Origin of the sequence: Streptomyces prunicolor NBRC 13075, from assembly GCF_000367365.1 — a bacterium.
Lineage (GTDB): Bacteria > Actinomycetota > Actinomycetes > Streptomycetales > Streptomycetaceae > Streptomyces > Streptomyces prunicolor.
In genome coordinates this window covers 39,632-57,569 of sequence record NZ_BARF01000069.1, presented here as the reverse complement: position 1 = coordinate 57,569, position 17,938 = coordinate 39,632, and the positions used below count along the sequence as shown (strand labels likewise).

The 17,938-nt window shown below is 69.6% G+C and carries 18 protein-coding genes; 10 read left to right on the top strand and 8 right to left on the bottom strand.

Going from position 1 to position 17,938, the window contains the following annotated elements:
• Positions 1-4: 4 nt before the first annotated feature.
• On the bottom strand, positions 5-1,249 hold the full coding sequence (locus SPR02S_RS30210) for an MFS transporter (RefSeq protein ID WP_019060768.1): 1,245 nt from the start codon (positions 1,247-1,249) through the stop codon (positions 5-7).
• A 124-nt stretch (positions 1,250-1,373) separates the two neighbouring features.
• Between SPR02S_RS30210 and SPR02S_RS30205 the strand changes: the two genes are divergently transcribed.
• Both SPR02S_RS30205 and SPR02S_RS30200 read left to right on the top strand, forming a co-directional pair.
• Positions 1,374-2,357, top strand: coding sequence for an ArsR/SmtB family transcription factor (locus tag SPR02S_RS30205; RefSeq protein WP_019060767.1), 984 nt, complete (start codon positions 1,374-1,376; stop codon positions 2,355-2,357).
• Positions 2,358-2,443: 86 nt separating this feature from the next.
• Positions 2,444-3,436, top strand: a complete 993-nt coding sequence (locus SPR02S_RS30200) for a glycoside hydrolase family 6 protein (protein WP_019060766.1) — start codon at positions 2,444-2,446, stop codon at positions 3,434-3,436.
• Positions 3,437-3,475: 39 nt separating this feature from the next.
• Here SPR02S_RS30200 and glxA read toward each other — a convergent pair whose 3' ends face one another.
• Together glxA and SPR02S_RS30190 are read right to left on the bottom strand one after the other, a co-directional pair.
• Positions 3,476-5,431, bottom strand: coding sequence for a radical copper oxidase GlxA (gene glxA / locus SPR02S_RS30195; RefSeq protein WP_019060765.1), 1,956 nt, complete (start codon positions 5,429-5,431; stop codon positions 3,476-3,478).
• A gap of 3 nt (positions 5,432-5,434) precedes the next feature.
• A complete protein-coding gene (locus SPR02S_RS30190) occupies positions 5,435-7,219 on the bottom strand; it encodes a glycosyltransferase family 2 protein (RefSeq protein WP_019060764.1) in 1,785 nt (594 codons plus the stop codon).
• Between the two features lie 267 nt (positions 7,220-7,486).
• Between SPR02S_RS30190 and SPR02S_RS30185 the strand changes: the two genes are divergently transcribed.
• Together SPR02S_RS30185 and SPR02S_RS30180 are read left to right on the top strand one after the other, a co-directional pair.
• Positions 7,487-8,518 carry a phosphotransferase gene (locus SPR02S_RS30185; RefSeq protein ID WP_019060763.1) on the top strand — a complete coding sequence of 344 codons (1,032 nt, stop codon included), beginning with the start codon at positions 7,487-7,489 and terminating at the stop codon, positions 8,516-8,518.
• 31 nt (positions 8,519-8,549) lie between these two features.
• Positions 8,550-9,218, top strand: coding sequence for a hypothetical protein (locus SPR02S_RS30180; RefSeq protein WP_019060762.1), 669 nt, complete (start codon positions 8,550-8,552; stop codon positions 9,216-9,218).
• A gap of 113 nt (positions 9,219-9,331) precedes the next feature.
• Here the strand turns inward: SPR02S_RS30180 and SPR02S_RS30175 are convergent, their stop codons facing one another.
• Together SPR02S_RS30175 and SPR02S_RS30170 are read right to left on the bottom strand one after the other, a co-directional pair.
• Positions 9,332-9,625, bottom strand: coding sequence for an MTH1187 family thiamine-binding protein (locus tag SPR02S_RS30175; RefSeq protein WP_019060761.1), 294 nt, complete (start codon positions 9,623-9,625; stop codon positions 9,332-9,334).
• Entirely contained in the window at positions 9,622-9,966 is a 345-nt protein-coding gene (locus tag SPR02S_RS30170; RefSeq protein ID WP_019060760.1) for a DUF3817 domain-containing protein, read from the bottom strand. The genes SPR02S_RS30175 and SPR02S_RS30170 overlap by 4 nt, the downstream gene beginning before the upstream one ends.
• A 122-nt stretch (positions 9,967-10,088) precedes the next feature.
• On the opposite strand from SPR02S_RS30170, the gene SPR02S_RS30165 reads away from it, so the two are divergent.
• The 5 genes from SPR02S_RS30165 (at position 10,089) to SPR02S_RS30145 (ending at position 13,691) form a co-directional block, all read left to right on the top strand.
• Positions 10,089-10,412 carry a DUF6191 domain-containing protein gene (locus SPR02S_RS30165; protein WP_019060759.1) on the top strand — a complete coding sequence of 108 codons (324 nt, stop codon included), beginning with the start codon at positions 10,089-10,091 and terminating at the stop codon, positions 10,410-10,412.
• A 631-nt stretch (positions 10,413-11,043) separates the two neighbouring features.
• Positions 11,044-11,676, top strand: a complete 633-nt coding sequence (locus tag SPR02S_RS30160) for an AIM24 family protein (protein WP_019060758.1) — start codon at positions 11,044-11,046, stop codon at positions 11,674-11,676.
• A gap of 1 nt (position 11,677) precedes the next feature.
• The gene (locus tag SPR02S_RS30155) at positions 11,678-12,328 is read left to right on the top strand and encodes an AIM24 family protein (protein ID WP_019060757.1); all 651 of its coding nucleotides are present in this window, start codon (positions 11,678-11,680) and stop codon (positions 12,326-12,328) included.
• Between the two features lie 38 nt (positions 12,329-12,366).
• Positions 12,367-13,122, top strand: coding sequence for an AIM24 family protein (locus tag SPR02S_RS30150; protein ID WP_078623038.1), 756 nt, complete (start codon positions 12,367-12,369; stop codon positions 13,120-13,122).
• A 92-nt stretch (positions 13,123-13,214) separates the two neighbouring features.
• A complete protein-coding gene (locus SPR02S_RS30145; RefSeq protein ID WP_019060755.1) occupies positions 13,215-13,691 on the top strand; it encodes a MarR family winged helix-turn-helix transcriptional regulator in 477 nt (158 codons plus the stop codon).
• 81 nt (positions 13,692-13,772) lie between these two features.
• Here the strand turns inward: SPR02S_RS30145 and SPR02S_RS30140 are convergent, their stop codons facing one another.
• From SPR02S_RS30140 to SPR02S_RS30130, 3 genes are all read right to left on the bottom strand, one after another.
• Positions 13,773-15,011, bottom strand: coding sequence for an MFS transporter (locus SPR02S_RS30140; RefSeq protein WP_019060754.1), 1,239 nt, complete (start codon positions 15,009-15,011; stop codon positions 13,773-13,775).
• A gap of 120 nt (positions 15,012-15,131) precedes the next feature.
• Positions 15,132-16,088, bottom strand: coding sequence for a methylmalonyl Co-A mutase-associated GTPase MeaB (gene meaB, locus SPR02S_RS30135; RefSeq protein WP_019060753.1), 957 nt, complete (start codon positions 16,086-16,088; stop codon positions 15,132-15,134).
• 43 nt (positions 16,089-16,131) lie between these two features.
• Positions 16,132-17,334: an acetyl-CoA C-acetyltransferase gene (locus SPR02S_RS30130; protein ID WP_019060752.1), complete on the bottom strand. Its 1,203-nt coding sequence runs from the start codon at positions 17,332-17,334 to the stop codon at positions 16,132-16,134.
• Positions 17,335-17,483: 149 nt separating this feature from the next.
• Between SPR02S_RS30130 and mce the strand changes: the two genes are divergently transcribed.
• Positions 17,484-17,924, top strand: a complete 441-nt coding sequence (gene mce / locus SPR02S_RS30125; protein ID WP_019060751.1) for a methylmalonyl-CoA epimerase — start codon at positions 17,484-17,486, stop codon at positions 17,922-17,924.
• Positions 17,925-17,938: the final 14 nt, after the last annotated feature.

The window sequence follows — 17,938 nt, the reverse complement described above, 5'->3', positions numbered from 1 at the left end:
GACCTTACCGGCCGGTCACATCGTGGTCAGCCCCGTCTCGCCCATCGGTCCTGCGGGCTTCCACGGCGAGCAGGGCGCAGCAGACCGTGCCGAGCACCCCGGCTCCCACGACCGCCCCGCGCACCCCGGCGAACTCGGCGGCCACACCGGCCAGGGCCATGCCGACGCCCTGGATGGTCATCAGCCCGGCGGTGAGCAGGGTCATGGCCCGGCCGCGCAGTTCCTCGGGCACGTCCCGGACGAACCACTGGTCGAGGCCCAGCGTGTACGCGGACCCGGCGCCCGCGACCACCAGCAGTACCAGCGAGAGGGCCAGGCCGGGCCGGCCGGCGTAGCCGAGGTAGGGCAGCAGGGTGCAGCAGACCAGCGGGAGCGCGATCCGCGCCCGGGTGGCGGGGCGCAGTCGGGAGCCGGCGTACAGCTCGCCGGCGATCGTGCCGACGGGCAGGGCGCACATCAGCAGCCCGAGCCCGGTCGAACCGACGCCGAGTTCAGCCGCGTAGGGGGCGGCGAGCGCCTCCGGGGCGACGGAGAACATCGCCGGGAGCCAGAAGAGCAGGAGCAGCGCCCGGACCCGGCGGTCGGCGAGGACCTGCCGGGCGCCCTTGAGGGAATCGGCGAGCAGGGCACCTTTGCCGGTGCCGCGGGCGGGGCGGCGGTGGGTGCCGAGGCGCAGCAGGGCGGCGGAGGTGAGGAAGGTGCCCACGGTGATCAGCAGGGCGTGGCGCGGGGAGACCACGGTGAGCAGCAGGCCACCGAGTCCGAACCCGACGAGCACCGCGCTCTGCGACACGATCCGCAGCAGTGAGCGGCCGAGCACGAACAGGTCGCCGTCGCCGAGGATGTCGACGAGCGTGGCCATCCGGGTGCCCGCGAACACGGGTGAGACGACGGCGAGGGCGCAGCGGAGCAGCAGCAGGACGGCGATGCCGGTGCCGGGCGTCACCATCGCCGCGACGCAGGCCGCGCACACCAGGTCGCAGACCACCAGCACCCGCCGGGCCGGATACCGGTCGGCGACCCCGGCGAACAGCGTCCCGCCGATCAGATAGGGCAGGAAGCCCACCGCGAACGCGAGCGCGCTCAGCAGGGGCGAGCCGGTGAGGTCGTAGACGAGGACGGAGAGGGCGATCTCGGTGACGACCACGCCGAGGAGGGAGAGCGCGTGCGCGGCGAAGACGATGCGGAACTCGGGGACGGCGAGGACGCGGCGGTAGCCGGTGGGCGGAGCGGGAGGGGCTTGGAGCATGGACAGCAGCGTGCTCGGCGGCGCTGCGGCGTCCTAGAGTTTCGGACAGAGCCGAATCTTCAGGCTCTCAGGTTCTTCAAGTTCTCAGGTTCTGCAAGGCCGGATCTTCTGGGGGGGGTGGGGCATGCCGTCGCGGCTGTATTTCGGGGAGGACGACTTCCTCAGGTGCCGGTTCGCGGTGTCGCCGCTGTGGGAGACGCAGGAGGTGGTGCGCACGCTGAAGCGGCCGGAGCGGCACGGGTATCACGCGCGCTGGCTGCGGCGGATCGGTGCGGCGGCGGCCGGTCTCGATCTCGCTCCGCTGTGGCTGCTGATGCCCCAGACCGGGCACTGCCCCGACTGGCTGTGTCCGCCGCCGATCGGTCCCTCGGCCACCTTCGAGCAGGAGATCGCCGCCGTCCGCGCGGCCGATCCGGCGCGGGCGCGGGAGGACACGGCCCGGTCGCTGGCGGACACCCCGGGCGCTCTGGAGTCCGCGCGGGGCCGGGCCTGGCTGCGTGAACCCGCCCTCATGATCGAGGAGTTGGCGGACGCGATGGAGGCCGTCTGGCACACCCTGGTCGCGCCGGACTGGCCGCGGCTGCGCGCCCTGCTGGAGGCGGACATCGCCTTCCACTCGCGCCGGCTCGCCGAGGTCGGGCTCGGCGTGCTGCTCCCGGAGATCAGCCGGGACTGCGGCTGGGACGCCGGGACGCTGACCGTGAGCTTCCGGGGCGAGCACGAGCGTCTGCTCGGTGGTCAGGGGCTGGTGCTGCTGCCGAGCGTCTTCATCTGGCCGAACGTGGTGAGCACCTTCGAGCACCCCTGGCAGCCGACCCTCGCCTACCCGGCGCGTGGCATCGGCGCCCTGTGGACCGAGCCCGCCGGCCACACACCGGACGCGCTGCTACGGCTGCTGGGGCGCGGCCGGGCCACCGTGCTGGCCGCGCTCGACGAACCCGCCTCCACTACCGCCCTCGCCCACCGGCTCCGCCTCGCACCCTCGTCGGTGTCCGCGCATCTGACGGTGCTGCGCGACGCGGGCCTGCTCACGGCGCGACGCTACGGCCATCAGGTGCTCTACGAACGGACACCGCTGGGGATCGCGCTGGCCTCGGGCGGCGGCTGACCGGCGCGCCAGGGCCCGGCACGGTGCGCGATCGTCCACAATGCTGACGAATCATCACTTAATGTCCCCTCGCGCAAGGGAGCGACATGTCCCGGCTGATCCGCACGTTCGCGGCGCTCACGGTCCTCGGGCTCGCGGTGGGCTGTTCGTCCGCGTCCGACGTCGACGAGGCCTCCGTCGCCGGTGCCCGGTCCAAGGGGCCGATGGGCGACATGACCTTCTGGGTCGACCCGGCGAGCCCGGCGGCCGAGCAGATCCAGATGTGGGAGCGGGAGGGGCGCAAGCAGGACGCCGCGCTGCTCAAGCGGATCGCCGAGGAACCGACCGCGCTGTGGCCGGCCGGTGAGATCGACCCCGGCCCGGTGATCAGGGCGGCGACCGCGTCCGCGCGCCAGGAGGGTCGTACGGCGGTCTTCGTGGCGTACGACATTCCGCACCGAGACTGCGGTCAGCACTCGGCCGGCGGGGCCGGGGACGCCGACGCGTACCGGGCGTGGATCGGGAAGTTCGCCGACGCGCTGGGGGACTCCAAGGCTCTGGTCGTGCTGGAGCCCGACGCCGTCGCGCACATGGTGGACGGGTGCACTCCCGGCGAATACCAGGGCGAGCGGGAGCAGTTGCTGAGCGAGGCGGTCGTCCGGCTGAAGCAGCAGTCGGGGACGAGGGTGTATCTCGACGCGGGCAACCCGTCCTGGATTCAGGACTCTTCGAAGCTCGTGGAGCCGTTGAAGCGGGCCGGGGTCGAGGAGGCCGACGGGTTCTCCCTCAACGTGTCCAACTTCCAGACGGACGCGGTGACGAAGAAGTACGGCGTCCAGCTGTCCCGAGACCTCGGCGGCAAGCACTTCGTCGTCGACACCAGCCGCAACGGCAACGGACCGCTGGCCGGCGCCTGGTGCAATCCGCCGGGCCGGGGTCTGGGCACCCGGCCGACCACCGACACCGGGGAGCAGTCCCTGGACGCCTATCTGTGGATCAAGCGGCCCGGCGCCTCGGACGGCACCTGTGAGGGCGGTCCGGATGCCGGCCAGTGGTGGCCGGAGTACGCCTTGGAGCTGGCGCGCAACTCCAAGGCGTAGCAAGGCAGTTCAGTTCGCTTCAGTTCATTGCGGTCAACTTCACTGCACTTTGATCCACTTGGCCTCCGACGGCGTGCCCTGGGCGTCCGTCACGAAGAGCATGTACCAGCCGGGCGGCACCAGGGCCCGGTCGTTCGGTACGTCCACGGTCACCGACTTGCCGTCCTTGACGATGCCCAGCTCGATGGAGCGCTGCTCGACGTCCGTCGTGTGGGTGACCGAACTCGGGCGCATCAGGCGGGCCTTGACGACGCGGTCGGGGTGGTCGGTGCGGAAGGTCGCGCGGTGGTGCCGGTCCAGGGTCTCCGGACCGTCCTGCAGGACCGGCCTGTTGGTGCCGTTCTTGTGCAGCGCGGGCGGGGTGAAGATCTCCATGCGCTGCTCGAAGTGGCCCAGTTTGGTGTTGGCCTGGTCGTCGAAGAGCGGGTCGGAGCCGAACGTGACGACTCTGCCGTCGGGCAACAGCAGTGCCTCGGAGTGGTAGTTGCGGCCGACCATCGGGGCGGCGGCCTCGCGGAAGGCGTTGCCCTTCGGGTCGTAGAACTGCGCCTTGAAGATGTTGCTGGCGCTGCGGCCGCGGTAGTCCGAGGAGCCGTTGGTGGTGAAGACCGAGTCGTCCGGCATGATCACGCTGTTCAAGTACCGCGTGCCCTGCGGGAGATCGGGGCCGTCCTTGAAGACGGGGCTGTCCTGCTTGAGGTCGACGACCGCGGTGCGCGGGGTCGACTTCTTGGACTCGCCGACGCCTCCGCCACCGAGGATCATCACCTTCTGGTCCTGGGCGGGCGGCAGGAGGAGCGAGGACGAGGTCTCGGTCTCCTCGGGGTCGCGCAGTCCGGCGACCTTGGTGAACTTGTTGGTCTTCAGGTCCCAAAGTCCGGGCTCACGGCCCTTGTTGGCGGGTCCGTAACCGGCGTTGGAGGCCGGGTAGAAGAGCTTGCCGCCCTTGGTGAGGAAGAGGGCCGGGTAGGTGGGGAAGTAACGCTTGGGGCCCGGGGTCCACTTCTTGGTCTTCGGGTCGTAGATCTCGTTGTCGCCCTGGTCGATCACGCCGACGTCGTCGAGGCCGGAGACGGCGAGGACGCGGCCGTCGTCGAGACCGACGAGGGTCGGGTACCAACGGGCCTTCTCCATCGGGTCGACGGAGATGTACCGTTCGGCCTTCGGGTCGAACTCGTAGGCGGCGCGGATGCCTTGGTAGTCCTGCTTCTCCAGGGTGATCTTCTCGGAGAGGCCGTACGTGTTGTTCGCGTCCTTGCCCTTGAGGCCGACGATGTCGTACTGGGCCTGGTTCTCGGTGACCGACATCGGGCCCGCCTCGGTGGCCTCGACGAAGACGCGGACTTCGCTCGCGGTGACCTTGGTCTGCCAAGGCTGCATCGCACCGCGGGCGTTGTACGTCACCTTGAACTCGCGCTTGGCCTTGGGGACGGTGACGTCGAACTTGGTGACGTAGTCGACGCCGGCCGGTGAGCGGAAGACGGTGCCCTTCTTCAGGAACATGGCCTTGTTCGGGCTCTCGTTCTTGACCCGCATACCGCCGCCGGCCCGTTTGACCTCGCCGTCGAGGAGTTCGTAGCGGGCGGTGCCACCGGCCACCAGCAGGTTGCCGCTGGGGAGTTGGCTGTGTCCGCCGCAGAAGAAGTCGACCGGGGTCGGGATCTTCTTGAAGGTGTTGGCCTTCGGATCCCACAACACCGTGTCGAAGGACCCGGCGTTGAACTTCTTCTGCTCATTGCCGGAGCCCGCCACGATCAGCACCTTGCCGGTGTGCAGCAGCGAGGCGTGGATGGCGTTGGTGCGGTACTCCTTCGGGATGTCGATCTGGTCCCAGGAGCCGTACTTGGCCATGTAGCCGGGCCGGGTGATCTTGTACTCGTGGTACTGCTCGCCGGCGAAGTCGAGGGCGGCCGGGGCGTTGAGACCGGCCAGGACGGCGATGCCGCCGATGCCGAGGACGGTCTTCCTGGTTTTCTGGGACGGCTGGTACGCCATGGTCTAGTTGCCCCCTGTCGTGGTGCTGGAGACGGACGGACCGGCCCCGGTGGTGGCGAGCGCGGGCTCGGCGGTGTCGAGGGTGCGCGCGCCACCGAGCAACGACCGGCGCTCCCGGCGCTCCTTGAGCAGCGAGCCGATCCAAACTCCCAGCGGCGCAAGGGAGATGACCATCGCGAGGACCGCCCAGGTGCGCATGGCCGCGTGGGTGTGGTCGAGGATCACCGAGGCGGCCAGCGAGGTCGCCAGGAGGATCGCCCAGAAGAGATGGATCCGGAAGGTCATCACCCGGTCCGGGCTGGCGTCGCCGCCCTTGGGTGTGACGACGAACCGACTCGGCCGACGGATGAGCGCCTCGCCAAAGGACTTGAGGTAGATGGGCGCGGAGAGCGCCGACATCGCCATGCCCGCGAGACCACCGGACCCCTCCGGCTCGTGCGGGGAGACGTTGTGCCGCCGGTTCCAGAGATAGAGCCCGATCTGAAGCGCGGCCGCATCGCTGTAGAGCATCAGCCACACAGAGGCCGCGACCTGCGTACCGGAGGCCCCGAACCACAGGAACAGGAAGCAACTCATGATGCCCAGCAGCCAGTTGACGGCCGTCATCGGGTAGTAGACGAGCATCATCGTGTACGAGAACAGCCGCCCCGGAGGCATCGTGAACGGCGCCTTCCAGTACTGCTTGATGAGCGTCTCGTACGTCCCGCGCGACCACCGCATCTGCTGCGTGAAGAAGTCGGTCCAGGAGGCCGGCCCCTCCCCCACGGCAAGCACATCGGGCGTATACACGGACCGCCAGTGCGTACGGGTCAACGGGTTGCGATGCCGGTGGAGTTCGAAGCCGGTGGCCATGTCCTCGGTGATGGAGTCGTACAGCCCGCCGATCTGCTTGACGGCGGCCATCCGTACGACGTTGTTGGTGCCGACGAACATGGGGGCGCGGTAGCGGTTTCCGGCGCGCTGGATCAGCGCGTGGAAGAGGAACTGCTGCGACTCGGCGGCCTTGGTGACGGGGTTGTGGTAGTTCCCGTACACCTGCGGTCCTACGACGAAGGCGACGTCCGGGTCGCGGAAGTAACCCATCATCCGCTCAAGGAAGTTGGGGAGCGGCACATGGTCGGTGTCGACGGAGGCGAAGAACTCGTAGTCGCCGCCGTGCATGGCGATCCAGGCGTTGTAATTCCCGTGCTTCGTACGGGCCTTGTGGACACCCTTGGGGCGGTTCCACTCGGGAACTCCGTGCCGCGTGAAGTGCCGTACGCCCAACTCGGCGCACAAGGCCTTGGCTTGCTCGTCGTCACCCTCGTCGAGAAGCCAGACGTCGACCGGCCCGGTGTGGGTCACCTTGACCGCGCCTTCAAGAGTCGCGCGGACCATGGACAGAGGTTCCTTGCCCGGGACGTACGTCGTGAGGAAGGCGACGCGGGTGCCGGGGGCGGGGACGACGGGGATCGGGTCGCGGGCGACCAGCGTGGCGTGGGCGACGGAGGCGACGTTGACGACCATGAACAGCTCGATGAGACCGATGGCTATCAGCATCGTGACGTCGAGCCCGACCATCCACTCCTGACCGCCCTCGCGCTCGACCCAGTGGGAGGGCCAGACAAGATAGACGAGCAGGGCGGCGGTGAGCACCGGGGCGAGGCTCATCAGGAGGACAGCGCGTATTCGGTGGGGCTCGCGCGAGAGGAGCGAGGTGTACTGCACCTGGTACGACGCACCGGACGGCTCGGTGAGCGGTCCGGCCAGTCGGCTGTAGGTGTCGTAGTCGTAGCCCTCCGGCCGCACAGCGCCCTCCAATGATTGAGGAGTGATCGACGCCCGGGGAGCGAGGAACCGTGGAGTCCGAGTGGAGACCGTGGAACCGAAGATCGACCGGGCCGATACCCACACACAAGTGGACATATTGGGGCGTGTCGAACTGGGTGCGTCCAGGTGGGTGGGGAGTTGCCCCCGGCGGCGGAACGGGTGCCTCCGGCGGTGGAGCGGGGTTCGGGGGTGGCTCGGGGAGAATGCCCCGGTCATGATCCTCAGCAGCGTCCCGGAGGCACCCGCATGCACGACACCGCCGACCTCATCGCCGAGACCTACGCGCTCGGCGCCGGACCGTGGACGTTGACGCCCGTCACGCGTGGCGCCCTGGGCCAGATCTGGAAGCTGTCCGGCAACGGTTCGGGGCCGGGCTCGTCATGGGCCGTCAAGGAGCTCCTCTTCGGCTGCGACGAGGACCAGGTCCGCCGGGAGGCCGCGTTACGGGAGGCCGCGGAGAAGCTGGGGATCGCGTCGCCGCGGCTGCTGCCGAATCGGAAGGGGGCGTACGTCTCCCACCTCGACCGCGACTCCGATTCCGGCTCCGGCTCCGGCTCCGGCTCCGGCTCTTCGGGTGGGTCCCACGTCAAGCTGTACGACTGGATCGACGGCGCCCCCGCCGACGTGTCCGACCCGGACGTGCTGGACTGGTTCGGGCGGACCATGGCGCTGCTGCACAGGGCGGGCGAGGGCGAGAGTGTGATGCCGTCCGCCTGGTACGAGCGGTGCCCGGGGGACGACGAGTGGGCAGTGCTGCACGCGGAGGTCGGGCGGGCGGGGATGCCGTGGACGGACGAGCTGGGCCGGTTCATCGCCGGCTCCGCAAGGGAGTTGGCGCACTGGGTGACTCCGTCCGACCCCGGTGACCTGGTGACGTCCCATCTCGATCTGCAACCCCAGAACGTCCTGGTGGGCCGGGCCGGTCCCGTCCTCCTCGACTGGGACAACGCCGGATCCGCGTCTGCGGAACGGGAGTTGGCCCGCGCCCTGTTCGTGTGGTCGGGCGGGAACGCGGGGGATGTGGAGGCGGGCGTGCGGGTGGCGCGGGCGTATCGGAGTGCCGGGGGGCGTGCCGTCGTACAGGGCCCGCAGTCGTTCTCGATGCTCTTCGCGACCGCGCTGAACTATGTGCGGGTGCAGGCAGAGTGCGCGATCGACCCGGAAGTGACCGCAGAGCAACGGGAGTTCGCGAGCGGTCAGGTCGTCGCTTCCCTGGGGCAGTTGCCGGATCTCGGGTCCGTCTCCCGGTTGAGCACGGCGCTGGAGCGGGTGTGGTGACCGGCTGCGGGGCTGTGGTGGGGAGTTGGGGATGACGGTTCTGGTGTCGGTGTGGGGAGCGGCTCCCGGGGTCGGCAAGTCGACGCTGTGCGCCGGGCTGTCCCGGTCGCTCGCCGGCGCGGGGCTACGGGTGGATCACTTCCGCGAGGAGGAGATCCTGAGCCGGCCCGAATTCGCCGCGGTGGCCGAGGAGTTCGGGGCGACGGGAGCGGTCGGTCTGGAGACGCCGGCCGCGGCGACGGAGCGGTATGTCGCTTCTGTTCTGGCGGCCGGCGACGACGTGGTGGTCGCGGACGCGCTCGTGCCATTCGTGCCGACGTTGCTGGCGATGGGGCACGGCGAGGAAGTGATCGACGCGTTCATGACCGACCTCACGGGTGTGCTGGCCCCGGTCCGCCCGGTGGTGGTCTTCCTCGACGGGGACGCCGGGGCCGCGCTGTCCCGGGCCGTGGAACGGGAGGGGCCGGAGTGGCTCGACCGGTACGTCGGGAAACTCGCCGCGTATGAGGTGAGCCCGTCGGTGTCCGACCTCGCGTCGGCGGTGACATACCTGGGGCGCGAGCGGGCGGTGACGCTCGATGTGGTGCGGCGGCATGGGTGGGGGCTCGTGATGGTGGAGCGGGTGGATGAGCTGACGCCGGGTGAGGTGCTGGGGGCGGTGGAGCAAGGCCTTAAGCCATGGCTCCCTCAGTTGCCCTGACTTCGGGGGCGGCGGGGCAAGGCCTCAAACCCTTGCTCCCCCAACTCCCCCAGCTCCCCCAACTCCTCCGACCTCCCCGACCCGCCCCCGCCGGACGGCGCTCGCCCACTTCGCTACTCCGCCAGGTGTCGCTCGACCGTCTCCACCTTGGACGTGAGGCCGTCCGTCACGCCGGGACGGATGTCCGCCTTGAGGACCACGGAGACGCGCGGGGCGCGTGCCTCTACGGCGGCGACCGCGCGCTTGACGACGTCCATGACCTCGTCCCACTCGCCCTCGATGCTGGTGAACATCGCGTCGGTGCGGTTCGGCAGGCCTGACTCGCGGACCACGCGGACGGCGTCGGCGACGTACTCCCCCACGTCCTCGCCGACACCCAGGGGCGTCACGGAGAAGGCGACGATCATGCGTTCACGATCCCTTCCTGGCGGGCGCGGGAGGCGATGACCGCGTTCTCGGCCTCGCGCTTGAGCTTGCGCTCGGCGAAGAAGCCGCCGGTGGGCAGCACGGAGAGGATGAAGTAGAAGGCCGCGGTCTTCGCGCCCCACTTGGTGCGGTTCCAGGCGTCGGCCCAGAAGAGGACGTACAGGATGAAGAGGACGCCGTGGACCATGCCCATGACGGGCACCGCGTTGAAGTCCGTGGTCCGCTTCAGCACCGAGCAGACGAGCAGCAGGAGGAAGGACACGGCCTCGGGGGCCGACACCAGACGGAGGCGGCGGAGGGCGGTGGCGGTCTTGATGTCCACAGTTCACCTTCGGTGAGGGAGACGTCCACAGTTTGTGAACGCGAGCACAAACGTTCACCCATTGTGGCAAACGGCCGAGCGGGCCGAGACTGGGGGTCCGCAGCCGAGCCCCGGGAGTGCCCGTGCAGTTCGTTTTCTTCATGACGCTGCCCGGACTGGTGGTCCTGCTGACCGCGCTCGCGTTCCTGGACCAGCTGCTCCTGAAGATGGGCCGCGCCGGAATGCTCCCCTGGCGGAACGCCGGGCGACAGGGCCAGATATCCGCGACCGGCTTCGAGCAACTCCACGCGAGCCTGTCCCCGGGCAAGCAGACCGAGCTGAAGGAACGGCAGAGCGCCCTGGTGATGCGGGACGACGAGGAGGACGGGGACCCGCCCTGGTCCACGGTCGACCTGCACGCGGGCACGGCGGTCATCCGGCTGAACAGGTCGCGCGACACGGCGTAGCGCCGGGCGTCGATGTCGTACTGCCGATGCCGTACTGCCGATGTCGTCCTACGGCCCGGCGTCACGCGGCAGCACCGCCCATCGATCCGCCGGAACACCGCCCACTGGCACGTGGGAGCACCGCGCGGCGACACGCTTGGGCACGGCACACCCTGGGGCCACGCCGCGACACGCCCTGAGGGCGCCCCGGGTCCGCCCCTGTAACGAAACCCCGAGCCCACCCCGGGAGTGCCCCGCGACAACCCTTGCGCCCACCCCGGGTCCGCGCCCGCGCCGACGCCCGCGACAAACCGCAGTCCACCCCACAACACGTCCTGGGCCCACGTCAGGTCTGCGGCGCACCAAGTCGCCGGCCCGGCCCGGGTTCCACCCCGCGACCTGCCCGCCTGCCCCAAGTCTTGGACCCTCCCCGGGCGCGCCCCCACAACAAGCCCCGAGCCCAACCCGAATCCGCCCCGCGACCCGCACCCAGGCCCGTCCCAAGCCCACCCCACAGCCCACCCCCACCCAACACGCCCCTGACCCGCCCACAGTTCGCCCCCGGCTCCCCCTAGGGGCCAGGTCAGGGTCGTTCTCCACCCACGGGGCCTGTCCTCGACCGCGCCTCTCCGGCTACCTTCGCTGCGTGGCGATGTTTCGACTCCAGGGCAGCAAGGTGCTCGCCGTCGACATGACCGGGGACGCCGTGAAGGCGAAGAACGGCTCGATGGTCGCGTACGACGGGCAGATGGCCTTCAAGAAGATGACCGGCGGCGGTGAGGGCATCCGGGGGATGGTGACCCGGCGGCTCACCGGTGAGCAGATGACGGTGATGGAGGTGAGGGGGCAGGGGACGTGCTGGTTCGCGGACCGGGCCTCCGAGATCAACCTCGTGAGTCTCCAGGGGGACAAGCTGTACGTGGAGTCGAGCAATCTCCTCGTGACCGACGCCGGGCTGCGGACGGGGACCACGTTCACCGGCCTGCGCGGCGCCTCGCAGGGCAACGGGCTGTTCACGACGACCGTCGAGGGGCACGGCCAGGCGGCGATCATGTCGGACGGTCCGGCGGTGGTGCTGCGAGTGAGTCGGCAGTATCCGCTGACCGTCGACCCCGGCGCGTACATCGCGCACCAGGGGAACCTCCAGCAGTCCTTCCAGTCCGGTGTGACCTTCCGCACGCTCTTCGGGGAGGGCGGCGGCGAGGCCTTCCAGATCCGCTTCGAGGGCGACGGGCTCGTCTACGTCCAGCCCAGCGAGCGGAACACGATCGCGGGGGACGTGTGACATGGCGTTCACCGAGATCAACTCGAAGATGATCCAGGCCACCGTCATGCCGGGGCAACGGCTGTACAGCCAGCGCGGCGCGATGCTCGCCTACAAGGGCGAGGTCTCCTTCACCCCGAACATCCAGGGCGGCCAGGGCGGCGTCATGTCGATGATCGGGCGCCGGGTGGCGAACGAGGCGACCCCCCTGATGACCGTCGAGGGCAGCGGCACCGTGATGTTCGGTCACGGCGGCCACCACATCCAGATCATCAACCTCACCGGAGACACCCTCTACGTGGAGGCCGACCGCCTCCTCGCCTTCGAGGGCACCCTCCGGCAGGGCACGATGTTCATGGGCTCGCAGGGCGGCGTCATGGGCATGGTCCGCGGCCAGGTCACCGGCCAGGGCCTGTTCACGACCACCCTCCAGGGGCAGGGCGCGGTCGCCGTGATGGCCCACGGCGGTGTCTTCGAGGTGCCGATCACCCCCGGCAGACCCGTCCACGTCGACCCGCAGGCCTACGTCGCCCACCACGGCGACGTACGCAACAAGCTGTCCGCGGCGCTCGGTTGGCGCGACATGGTGGGCCGGGGCTCCGGCGAGGCGTTCCAGCTGGAGCTGAGCGGCAACGGCGCGGTGTACGTCCAGGCGTCGGAGGAGAAGCTGTGAGCCAGTACGCGGGGTCCGGCCCCACGGTCTACGACCCGATGACCCTCCCGGTCGACGACAACGTCAACAAGTACACCTTCTGCGTGGAGCTCAAGGGGAGCCAGTGGTTCCTGCAGAAGGGGAAGATGATCGCCTACTACGGCTCGATGGAGTTCAACGGCATCGGGCACGGGCGACTCGACCGACTTGTCCGTACGTCCTTCCATTCGCCTCTGCACGCGAGCGACTGGGTCGTGGCCGAGGGCTCGGGCAAGATGCTGCTCGCCGACCGGGCCTTCGACGTCAACTCGTACGACCTCGAAGACGGCAACCTGACCATTCGCTCCGGCAACCTGCTCGCTTTTCAGCCAACTCTCGCTCTCAAGCAGTCGATCGTTCCCGGCTTTCTGACACTCATCGGAACCGGAAAGTTCGTGGCCGCCTCGAACGGCCCGGTGGTGTTCATGGAACCCCCGATCCGGGTGGACCCGCAGGCCCTCGTCGGCTGGGCCGACTGCCCCTCTCCGTGCCATCACTACGACCACGCGTACATGACCGGCCTGATGGGCGGTCTACGTGCGATGACGGGCATCGGCGGGGCCTCCGGGGAGGAGCACCAGTTCGAGTTCGTCGGCGCGGGCACGGTGCTGCTCCAGTCGTCCGAGGCACTGATGGCCGAGCAGGCCACAGGGGTTGTGCCGCACGAGCCAGGGGTACCGAGTGGGGGCGGGTCCCCCACAGGCCCCGCACAGCAAGCGGGCGCACCGCGCCTTCCCGGACAGCTGGGGGACCTCCAGCGTCGCTTCGGGCTGTGAGCGGTAGTCTGCGGAGTGTGACGTCGAACATGTGCGCGCCGTCACGCCACCCTCACTAGTTCGCCTTTCAACATTTTAGGTAGACTTCATTCATGGAGACCGAGACGGCCACGCGCTGGCTGACCGAAGAGGAGCAGTGCGCCTGGCGCACCCACCTGGAGGTCAACAGGCTGCTGACGTACCAACTCGAGAAGGATCTACAGCCGTTCGGCCTGACGATGAACGACTACGAGATCCTGGTGAACCTCTCCGAGGCGGAGGACCGACGGTTGCGGATGAGCGACCTCGCGGCCGCCACCCTCCAGTCCAAGAGCCGCCTCTCGCACCAGATCACCCGCATGGAGAACGCGGATCTGGTCCGACGTGAGAACTGCGAGTCGGACCGCCGGGGCCTGTACGCGGTGCTGACCGAGCACGGCCTGGAGACGATGCAGAAGGTCGCGCCCCACCATGTCGCCTCGGTGCGGCGCCACTTCATCGACCTGGCCACCCCCGAGGGCCTGTCGGACCTCAGCAAGACCCTGAAGCCGATCGCGGAACACCTGCGGGGGCATCGGGGACGCCCGTAGCAGCAACAGGCTGGGCGGGGGCCGGAGTTCGCACAGAGCTCCGGCCCCCTGTCTTTGGGTTTTCAGGGGCGCGGGGCTGTGTCAATTTGCGGCTCCGCCGCGTGGGCGCGACCAGCCACGACGCACCGGCAGCCAAGACACAATCCCCGCACCCCCCGCCACCACCCCGGCAACCACAAAACAAACCCCCAACGGCACCCGCCCCACCAGCAGCCCCGTCACCACCGACCCACCCGAACTCCCCGCGTTCACCGCCATGTTGACCCACGCCCCCGCCTGCGTCCGCGCCTCCGGCGAAGCCACCTCGTCGGCGAGCAGATACGCCGTGGTCAACGCCGGTGCCACAAAGCCCCCCGCACACCCCACCGCCACGGTGAGTGACCACACCCCGGAGGCAGACCCGGCCGCGGCCAACGCCAGCCCAAGCCCGAGCGCCGCCCCGGACAACCGAACCCGCGCGGCCACCCGCCAGTTGATCGCCCCGTTCAACAACCCACCCACCGCGCTCCCCGCCGACACCGCCGCCAGCACCCAGGGCACGACATCCTCGCCGTACCCCCGCTGCTCCACGAACGCCATCACCAACAGGTAGACGGCACTCAACGCGAGCCCCATCCCCCCGGCCACGACAACCGGACCGAGCAGCCCACGAACCCTGGTGAGCCTCAACCCCCGCCCGGCGCCCGCGGATACGCGTACTCCGGACAGCGCCGGTGACATGACGAAGGCGAACGTCCCGGAAACGATCAGGGCCGCGCTGAGCAGGACCCCGGCAGCCGGTGGAGCGAAGCCGAGCACACCGCCGACCGCCAACGGGCCGACGACGTACAGGAGTTCCTCCGCGACCCCGTCGAGGCTGTACGCGCGCTGCAACAGCCCACGGTCACCGACGAGTTCGCCCCACACGGAGCGCATCGTGGGGCCGAGCGGGGGCGCGCACATACCGGTGAGCACGGCCACCGCGCCGAGCACCACAACCGGCGTTCCGGGACGCCATGTCACCGCCGCGAGGACGCACAGGAGACCGCCGTAGAGCATCGCCATGGGCAGGAGGGCGCGGCGGGGGCCGTGGCGGTCGACCAGGGCCGCGCGCAGGGGCATCAGGAGGACGGCCAGGGCCCCGAAGGCGGCCATGATCGTGCCGGCCGCCGCGTAGGAGCCGGTGGCGCGGACGACCGCGAGCAGGACCGCCGGCGAGACCATGCCGTACGAGAGCCGGCCGACGAGCGCGGCGGCGAACGTGCGGCGGGCGTACGGGACTTGGAGCACGGCGGCATACGAAGGGCACGCCGAAGTCGGCGTGGAAGAAGACGCGGACATGCGAGAGGTTCCTCAACTGGAGGCATGGGAAAGGGACGCCGGTGTGTTCGGCGTGCCCTATGCCATGAGGAGGAACATGTGGGTCAACGTAGCAGCGGCATACGGACGTTGACCATCGACTCAGACCTCCGTGATCCCCGCGATCAGCTCGTCCGCGGCCCGGTACACATCCAACTCCCCCGCCACGACCCGCTCCGCGAGCGCCCCCACCCGCCGGTCTCCGTGCAGGTCCCCGATTCGCGCCCGCAACGCCGTGACCGCGATCGTCTCGACCTCACGGGCCGCCCGGGCCGCGCGGCGCTCCGCGAGGACGCCGTGTTCCTCCATCCACGCCCGGTGCTTCTCCAGGGCTTCCACGACCTCGTCGATGCCCTCGGCGCGGGAGGCGACCGTCTTGACGATCGGCGGGCGCCAGTCGCCGGGGCCACGGGCCTCGCCCAGGCCGAGCATGTGGTTCAGCTCGCGGGCGGTCGCGTCGGCGCCGTCGCGGTCGGCCTTGTTGACGACGTAGACGTCGCCGATCTCCAGGATTCCGGCCTTGGCCGCCTGGATGCCGTCGCCCATCCCCGGGGCCAGCAGCACCACGCTCGTGTCCGCCTGGGAGGCGATCTCGACCTCCGACTGGCCGACCCCGACCGTCTCCACCAGGATCACGTCGCAGCCGGCCGCGTCGAGGACGCGGATCGCCTGCGGGGCCGACCAGGCGAGCCCGCCGAGGTGGCCGCGGGTGGCCATCGAGCGGATGTAGACGCCGGGGTCGGAGGAGTGGTCCGACATGCGGACCCGGTCGCCGAGCAGGGCGCCGCCCGAGAACGGCGAGGACGGGTCGACGGCCAGGACGCCGACCCGCCTGCCCTGCTTGCGGTACGCCGTGACCAGCGCGGACGTGGACGTCGACTTGCCCACACCCGGCGATCCGGTGAGGCCCACGACGTAGGCCCCGCCGGTCAGTGGTGCGAGGGTCGCCATGACCTCCCGGAGCTGGGGGGACGCCCCCTCCACCAGGGAGATCAGCCGGGCCACGGCCCGCGGCCGGCCTTCCCTGGCCTGGGCCACCAGCGAGGCGACGTCCTCCATCACAGCTCCGTTCCCTTGCCGACGTGCGAGAAAGTACTGCTGCTCAGGCCTTCGGTACCCGCACGATCAGCGCGTCACCCTGACCGCCGCCACCGCACAGTGCCGCCGCGCCGACCCCGCCGCCGCGCCGCTTGAGCTCCAGGGCCAGGTGCAGGACCAGGCGGGCGCCGGACATGCCGATGGGGTGGCCCAGGGCGATGGCTCCGCCGTTGACATTCACCTTTTCCGTGGACACCCCGAGGTCCTTCATTGACTGAACGGCCACGGCGGCGAAGGCCTCGTTGATCTCGATCAGGTCGAGGCTCTCGACCTCCAGGCCCTCCTTCTTCAGGGCGTGCAGGATCGCGTTGGAGGGCTGGGACTGGAGGGAGTTGTCCGGGCCCGCCACATTGCCGTGGGCGCCGATCTCGGCGATCCACTCCAGGCCCAGCTCCTGCGCCTTGGTCTTGCTCATCACGACCACGGCCGCCGCACCGTCCGAGATCTGCGAGGAGGTGCCGGCGGTGATCGTGCCGTCCTTGGTGAACGCGGGGCGCAGCTTGCCGAGCGACTCGACCGTGGTCTCCGCGCGGATGCCCTCGTCCTTGCTGAAGACGACGGGCTCGCCCTTGCGCTGCGGGATCTCGATCGGAGTGATCTCCGCCTCGAAGACGCCGTTCTGCTGGGCGGCGGCGGCCCGCTGGTGGGACAGGGCGGCTACGGAGTCCTGCTCCGGCCGCGCGATGCCCAGCCGCGTGTTGTGCTTCTCCGTGGACTCGCCCATCGCGATGTTCTCGAAGGCGTCGGTCAGGCCGTCGTAGGCCATCGCGTCGAGCATCTCGATCGCGCCGTACTTGTATCCCTCGCGGGACTTGGGGAGCAGGTGGGGGGCGTTGGTCATGGACTCCTGGCCGCCCGCGACGATCACGTCGAACTCACCTGCACGGATGAGCTGGTCGGCGAGCGCGATGGCGTCGAGGCCCGAGAGGCAGACCTTGTTGATGGTGAGCGCGGGGACGCTCATGGGGATGCCGCCCTTGACGGCGGCCTGGCGTGCCGGGATCTGCCCTGCCCCGGCCTGGAGCACCTGGCCCATGATCACGTACTGCACCTGGTCGCCACCGATACCCGCACGGTCGAGGGCGGCCTTGATCGCGAAGCCGCCGAGATCGGCTCCGGAGAAGGACTTCAGGGAGCCCAGCAGGCGTCCCATGGGCGTCCGGGCGCCCGAGACGATCACCGAGGTCGTGCTGTTCGTTCCAGACATGAGGTGCGATCCCCTTCCAGCGTGTTTCAGCTGAGGAGTGAACGAGGGTTTACTTGAAATGTACTGAGCGGTAGACCGCCCCGTCATCGGGCCGTCGGTGTGATCGCGCGCACGTTGCGTAACCATCGCGCTAGCGCTGCACTACATACATGCTGACGCGAATCGACCACATCGGGATCGCCTGCTTCGACCTCGACACGACCGTCGAGTTCTACCGGGCCACGTACGGCTTCGAGGTGTTCCACTCCGAGGTCAACGAGGAGCAGGGCGTACGCGAGGCCATGTTGAAGATCAACAACACGGACGACGGCGGCGCCTCCTACCTCCAGCTCCTCGAACCCACCCGCGAGGACTCCGCCGTGGGGAAGTGGCTGGCGAAGAACGGGGAGGGGGTCCACCACATCGCCTTCGGTACGGCGGATGTGGATACGGACTCCGAGGACATCCGCGGGAAGGGCGTACGCGTTCTGTACGAGGAGCCCCGGCGCGGTTCCATGGGGTCACGGATCACGTTCCTGCACCCAAAGGATTGCCATGGCGTACTGACAGAACTGGTCACTTCGGCGGCTGTTGAGTCACCTGAGCACTGACCCGCGTACATAAG

Coding starts and splice junctions, on each gene's coding strand:
- SPR02S_RS30210 (WP_019060768.1), bottom strand. CDS start 1,249: ATGCTCCAAGCCCCTCCCGCTCCGCCCACCGGCTACCGCCGCGTCCTC.
- SPR02S_RS30205 (WP_019060767.1), top strand. CDS start 1,374: ATGCCGTCGCGGCTGTATTTCGGGGAGGACGACTTCCTCAGGTGCCGG.
- SPR02S_RS30200 (WP_019060766.1), top strand. CDS start 2,444: ATGTCCCGGCTGATCCGCACGTTCGCGGCGCTCACGGTCCTCGGGCTC.
- glxA (WP_019060765.1), bottom strand. CDS start 5,431: ATGGCGTACCAGCCGTCCCAGAAAACCAGGAAGACCGTCCTCGGCATC.
- SPR02S_RS30185 (WP_019060763.1), top strand. CDS start 7,487: ATGCACGACACCGCCGACCTCATCGCCGAGACCTACGCGCTCGGCGCC.
- SPR02S_RS30180 (WP_019060762.1), top strand. CDS start 8,550: ATGACGGTTCTGGTGTCGGTGTGGGGAGCGGCTCCCGGGGTCGGCAAG.
- SPR02S_RS30175 (WP_019060761.1), bottom strand. CDS start 9,625: ATGATCGTCGCCTTCTCCGTGACGCCCCTGGGTGTCGGCGAGGACGTG.
- SPR02S_RS30160 (WP_019060758.1), top strand. CDS start 11,044: ATGTTTCGACTCCAGGGCAGCAAGGTGCTCGCCGTCGACATGACCGGG.
- SPR02S_RS30155 (WP_019060757.1), top strand. CDS start 11,678: ATGGCGTTCACCGAGATCAACTCGAAGATGATCCAGGCCACCGTCATG.
- SPR02S_RS30150 (WP_078623038.1), top strand. CDS start 12,367: ATGACCCTCCCGGTCGACGACAACGTCAACAAGTACACCTTCTGCGTG.
- SPR02S_RS30145 (WP_019060755.1), top strand. CDS start 13,215: ATGGAGACCGAGACGGCCACGCGCTGGCTGACCGAAGAGGAGCAGTGC.
- SPR02S_RS30140 (WP_019060754.1), bottom strand. CDS start 15,011: ATGTCCGCGTCTTCTTCCACGCCGACTTCGGCGTGCCCTTCGTATGCC.
- meaB (WP_019060753.1), bottom strand. CDS start 16,088: ATGGAGGACGTCGCCTCGCTGGTGGCCCAGGCCAGGGAAGGCCGGCCG.
- SPR02S_RS30130 (WP_019060752.1), bottom strand. CDS start 17,334: ATGTCTGGAACGAACAGCACGACCTCGGTGATCGTCTCGGGCGCCCGG.
- mce (WP_019060751.1), top strand. CDS start 17,484: ATGCTGACGCGAATCGACCACATCGGGATCGCCTGCTTCGACCTCGAC.